This is a genomic window from Flaviaestuariibacter flavus (genome assembly GCF_004337505.1).
Classification (GTDB): Bacteria; Bacteroidota; Bacteroidia; order Chitinophagales; family Chitinophagaceae; genus Flavisolibacter; species Flavisolibacter flavus.
This window is the reverse complement of the sequence record NZ_SJZI01000010.1, coordinates 1-5,503: the sequence shown is the minus strand read 5'-3', so window position 1 is coordinate 5,503 and position 5,503 is coordinate 1. Positions and strand designations below refer to the sequence as shown.

The following is a 5,503-nucleotide window of genomic DNA, read 5'->3' as shown; positions in this document are numbered from 1 at the left end:
TGTGTGTGGGAGGTGTGCGTGTGCGGGTATAAATGCAAAAAAGCCTCGGATCTTTCGATCGAGGCTTTTTTTAATAAATATGGCAGCTACCTACTCTCCCGCATTGTGGTGCAGTACCATCGGCCATGAGGGGCTTAACTTCTCTGTTCGGGATGGGAAGAGGTGAACACCCTCGGCAAAACCACCATAATAAGGTGATGATTACGAGTAATCAACAATAAGGTGACATATTGGAATCGTTGTTAAAACGAGGAGTAAATAAATAAAAATTAAAGCGTACGGGCAATTAGTACTACTCGGCTTTGCTGTCACCAGCTTTACACCTGTAGCCTATCAACGTCATCGTCTCTGACGACCCTTAAAAGTAAACTCATCTTGAGGAAGGTTTCACGCTTAGATGCTTTCAGCGTTTATCCTGTCCGTACATAGCTACTCTGCGCTGCACCTGGCGGCACAACAGATACACCAGCGGTACGTACGACCCGGTCCTCTCGTACTAAGGTCATGTCCTCTCAATTTACTTGCGCCCACCACAGATAGGGACCGAACTGTCTTGCGACGTTCTGAACCCAGTTCACGTGCCACTTTAATCGGCGAACAGCCGAACCCTTGGGACCTTCTCCAGCCCCAGGATGTGACGAACCGACATCGAGGTGCCAAACCTCCCCGTCGATATGAGCTCTTGGGGGAGATCAGCCTGTTATCCCCGGAGTACCTTTTATCCTTTGAGCGATGGCCCTTCCATACAGAACCACCGGATCACTTCAGCCGGCTTTCGCCCCTGCTCGACGCGTCTGTCTCACAGTCAAGCTCCCTTATACTGATGCGCTCTACGTACGATTACCAACCGTACTGAGGGAACCTTTGCAAGCCTCCGTTACTTTTTAGGAGGCGACCACCCCAGTCAAACTACCCACCATGCACTGTTTCCCGTAAGGGATTAGACTCTAAACAAACGAAGGTTGGTATTTCAACGATGACTCCATGACCCCTGGCGAGGCCACTTCACAGTCTCCCAACTATCCTACACATCGGTTGTTCAAAATCAATGCAAAGTTGTAGTGAAGGTTCACGGGGTCTTTCCGTCCCGTGGCGGGTAACCGGCATCTTCACCGATACTACAATTTCACCGGGCTCGTGGAGGAGACAGTGTTCAACTCATTAGACCATTCGTGCAGGTCGGAACTTACCCGACAAGGAATTTCGCTACCTTAGGACCGTTATAGTTACGGCCGCCGTTTACTGGGGCTTCAGTCAGAAGCTTTGGGTTACCCCGAACATCCTTCCTTAACCTTCCAGCACCGGGCAGGTATCAGGCCCTATACGTCATCTTGCGATTTTGCAGAGCCCTGTGTTTTTGTTAAACAGTTGGTTGAACCATTTTACTGTGCCCTACCGAAGTAGGGACGCTTTATCCCGAAGTTACAGCGTCAATTTGCCTAGTTCCTTCTCCACGGCTCACCCGAGCGCCTGAGAATATTCTTCCCGTCTACCTGTGTCGGTTTGCGGTACGGGCCGCATTAGCCTAACCTTAGAGGTTTTTCTCGGCAGCTTTTAGGTTCACTCACCGCAGCCGAAGCCTTGGTGTACTTTCAGTCTTTGCCTTATCTTCCGGATTTACCTGGAAAACAAATAGCTACAACCTTAATCGCACTATTCCGTAAGTGCGAGGAACTTTCAATACTGCGTCACCCCATCGAAACTAATGCGGGTACTGGAATATTAACCAGTTTTCCATCAGATACCCCTTTCGGGTTCTCCTAAGGACCCGACTAACCCTGATCCGATTAACGTTGATCAGGAACCCTTAGACTTTCGGCGACAAGGTTTTTCACCTTGTTTATCGTTACTTATACCTACATTTTCTTTTGAAGCCGCTCCAGCAATGGTCGCCCATCACCTTCGACGCTGCTTCAATGCTCCCCTACCGTATACACACATAGTGTGCAACATAAAGCTTCGGTTCGTAGTTTGATGCCCGATTATTTTCCGTGCAGAGTCTCTCGACCAGTGAGCTGTTACGCACTCTTTAAATGAATGGCTGCTTCCAAGCCAACATCCTGGCTGTTATAGAAACTCCACCTCGTTTGACCAACTTAACTACGTATTAGGGACCTTAGCTGTTATTCTGGGTTATTTCCCTCTCGGCCATGGACCTTAGCGCCCACAGCCTCACTGCCACAGATATTTATGAGCATTCGGAGTTTGTCAGGGTTTGGTAGGCGGTGAAGCCCCCTAGCCCAATCAGTAGCTCTACCTCTCATAAACTTCTAAAATGTGACGCTGTTCCTAAAAACATTTCGGGGAGAACGAGCTATCTCTCAGTTTGATTGGCCTTTCACCCCTATCCACAGGTCATCGCAAAACTTTTCAACGTTTACGCGTTCGGCCCTCCAGCGTGTGTTACCACACCTTCAGCCTGCCCATGGATAGATCACAAAGTTTCGCGTCTACCCCCACTGACTAAGCGCCCTGTTCGGACTCGCTTTCGCTACGGCTCCGTTACTTAAGAACTTAACCTCGCCAGTGAGGAGTAACTCGTAGGTTCATTATGCAAAAGGCACGCCGTCACCCATTACTAGGCTCCGACCGCTTGTAGGCACACGGTTTCAGGTACTATTTCACTCCCTTGTTTAGGGTGCTTTTCACCTTTCCCTTACGGTACTGGTTCACTATCGGTCTCTGAGGAGTATTTAGCCTTACCAGATGGTGCTGGCAGATTCAAGCAGGATTTCTCCGGTCCCGCCCTACTCAGGGTACTGCTCGTCCAAGTCAATTTACGCGTACGCAGCTTTCATGCTCTATGGCCCCACTTTCCAGAAGGTTCCGCTTGATGACTCTTTCTAAATGCAGCCCTACAACCCTCAAGGAGCACGCTCCTTAAGTTTAGGCTATTCCCGTTTCGCTCGCCACTACTCAGGGAATCACTATTTGTTTTCTTTTCCTCCCGGTACTTAGATGTTTCAGTTCCCGGGGTTGGCTCACCTTACGGTGTAACATGCCTTCAGCATGCTGGGTTGTCCCATTCGGATATCCAGGGATATAATACTTGTGTGCAGTTCCCCCTGGCTTTTCGCAGCTTACCACGTCCTTCATCGCCTCTCAGAGCCTAGGCATCCACCATGTGCCCTTAATTGCTTTAAAAAATTTAGAAATTGTATTTGTTACCCGACCACTTCAGAAAAGACCATCCAATTATTACTAACTTTCTGATCTATTATCTTGTGTGATCGTGTGATTTACTTCACGTTATAACAACTTAATTGATTCCAATATGTCAAAGAACTTTCCAGTCCACCAAGATCAACCAGTACTTAGCTCTCAGTAATGAGTAGAAACTCATAAGGCTGAAAACCGTTCCCCGTATCACTATTCCGTGGGTGGTTTTTGTAAATGTTATGGTTGCGAACCATCAGGCTACCACACTTTGTGATACCACATCTAAAAGAAAGAAAAGAACTAATTTGTGGAGGATAACGGATTCGAACCGTTGACCCCCTGCGTGCAAGGCAGGTGCTCTAGCCAGCTGAGCTAATCCCCCAAGGTTTTAGGCTAAGCGTCTGGAGCGTACTCGTCACCATTCAATCCGCACATCACTCTCCTCGCAGCTTCACTTTTGGTAGACCCGAGCAGATTTGAACTGCTGACCCCTACATTATCAGTGTAGTGCTCTAACCAGGCTGAGCTACGGATCTTTTTGTAGCCCCCGTAGTCACGGAGTCCAGTGAAAAGAACTAAATATTGAAAGAAAGAGGGAAACAATAGCTGTTAAGTAAGCGCTTCATAAAAAGCGACATTGACAGCTGCTCTAAAAAGGAGGTATTCCAGCCGCACCTTCCGATACGGCTACCTTGTTACGACTTAGCCCCAGTTACTAGTTTTACCCTAGGCGGCTCCTTGCGGTTACCGACTTTAGGTACACCCAGCTTCCATGGCTTGACGGGCGGTGTGTGCAAGGTCCGGGAACGTATTCACCGTATCATTGCTGATATACGATTACTAGCGATTCCAGCTTCACGCAGTCGAGTTGCAGACTGCGATCCGAACTGAGAGTCGGTTTTTGGGATTGGCTCCTTATCGCTAAGTGGCAGCCCTTTGTCCGACCCATTGTAGCACGTGTGTAGCCCTGGGCATAAAGGCCATGATGACCTGACATCATCCCCTCCTTCCTCGCGTCTTACGACGGCAGTTTCACTAGAGTTCCCAGCGTTACCTGATGGCAACTAGTGATGGGGGTTGCGCTCGTTGCGGGACTTAACCCAACACCTCACGGCACGAGCTGACGACGGCCATGCAGCACCTTACAGTCGGTGTATTGCTACAAAGTGAGCTTTCACCCACGGTCCAACTGCATTCTAGCCCAGGTAAGGTTCCTCGCGTATCATCGAATTAAACCACATGCTCCACCGCTTGTGCGGACCCCCGCCAATTCCTTTGAGTTTCAACCTTGCGGTCGTACTTCCCAGGTGGGATACTTAATGCTTTCGCTCAGACGCGTACAGTCATATCGCACACGTCGAGTATCCATCGTTTAGGGCGTGGACTACCAGGGTATCTAATCCTGTTTGATCCCCACGCTTTCGAGCCTCAGAGTCAATATAGGCGTAGCGAGCTGCCTTCGCAATCGGTGTTCTATGTCATATCTAAGCATTTCACCGCTACATGACATATTCCGCTCACCTCCACCATATTCAAGACAGATAGTATCAATGGCAGTTTTCGGGTTAAGCCCAAAGATTTCACCACTGACTTACCTGCCCTCCTACGCTCCCTTTAAACCCAGTGAATCCGGATAACGCTTGCACCCTCCGTATTACCGCGGCTGCTGGCACGGAGTTAGCCGGTGCTTATTCCTAGGGTACCGTCAGACAACATGGAAATGTTGATTTCGTCCCCTATAAAAGAAGTTTACAATCCAGAGGACCTTCATCCTTCACGCGGCATGGCTGGTTCAGACTTGCGTCCATTGACCAATATTCCTTACTGCTGCCTCCCGTAGGAGTCGGGCCCGTGTCTCAGTGCCCGTGTGACTGGTCGTGCTCTCACACCAGTTACTGATCGCAGGCTTGGTGAGCCGTTACCTCAACCAACTACCTAATCAGCCGCACACCCATCCTAAACCGCCGGAGCTTTAATCGCTGAGTGATGCCACTCCACGATCCTATGAGGTATTAATCTCCCTTTCGGAAGGCTATCCCCCAGTTCAGGGTAAGTTGTGTACGTGTTCCGCACCCGTTTGCCGGTCGCCATCAGTTGTATTGCTACAACCATGCTGCCCCTCGACTTGCATGTATTAAGCCTGCCGCTAGCGTTCATCCTGAGCCAGGATCAAACTCTCCATTGTAAATGAATTGTTGACTTCCTGACTAGAAAATTTTCTCAAGAAAATGATCGAGTCATTAATTGTCGATTATTAGTTAATCAGACCATCAATGCCTTACCTACTTAATTTTTTATACTACCTAAATAGTATGCTATTGCTTCCCTTTCTTTCAAAGAACTT

2 tRNA genes and 3 rRNA genes are annotated in these 5,503 nt (G+C 48.8%); all 5 read right to left on the bottom strand.

The features are described 5' to 3' along the window. Window positions 1-77: 77 nt before the first annotated feature. Window positions 78-189 (bottom strand): 5S ribosomal RNA (rrf, locus tag EPD60_RS07205). Between the two features lie 77 nt (window positions 190-266). Further along, a 23S ribosomal RNA gene (locus EPD60_RS07200) occupies window positions 267-3,144 on the bottom strand. 323 nt (window positions 3,145-3,467) lie between these two features. After that, a tRNA-Ala gene (locus EPD60_RS07195) sits at window positions 3,468-3,541 on the bottom strand. Window positions 3,542-3,617: 76 nt separating this feature from the next. Next, window positions 3,618-3,695 (bottom strand) — tRNA-Ile (locus tag EPD60_RS07190). A gap of 117 nt (window positions 3,696-3,812) precedes the next feature. After that, a 16S ribosomal RNA gene (locus EPD60_RS07185) occupies window positions 3,813-5,344 on the bottom strand. Together the 16S, 23S and 5S rRNA genes with 2 tRNA genes alongside form the textbook arrangement of a ribosomal RNA operon. Window positions 5,345-5,503: the final 159 nt, after the last annotated feature.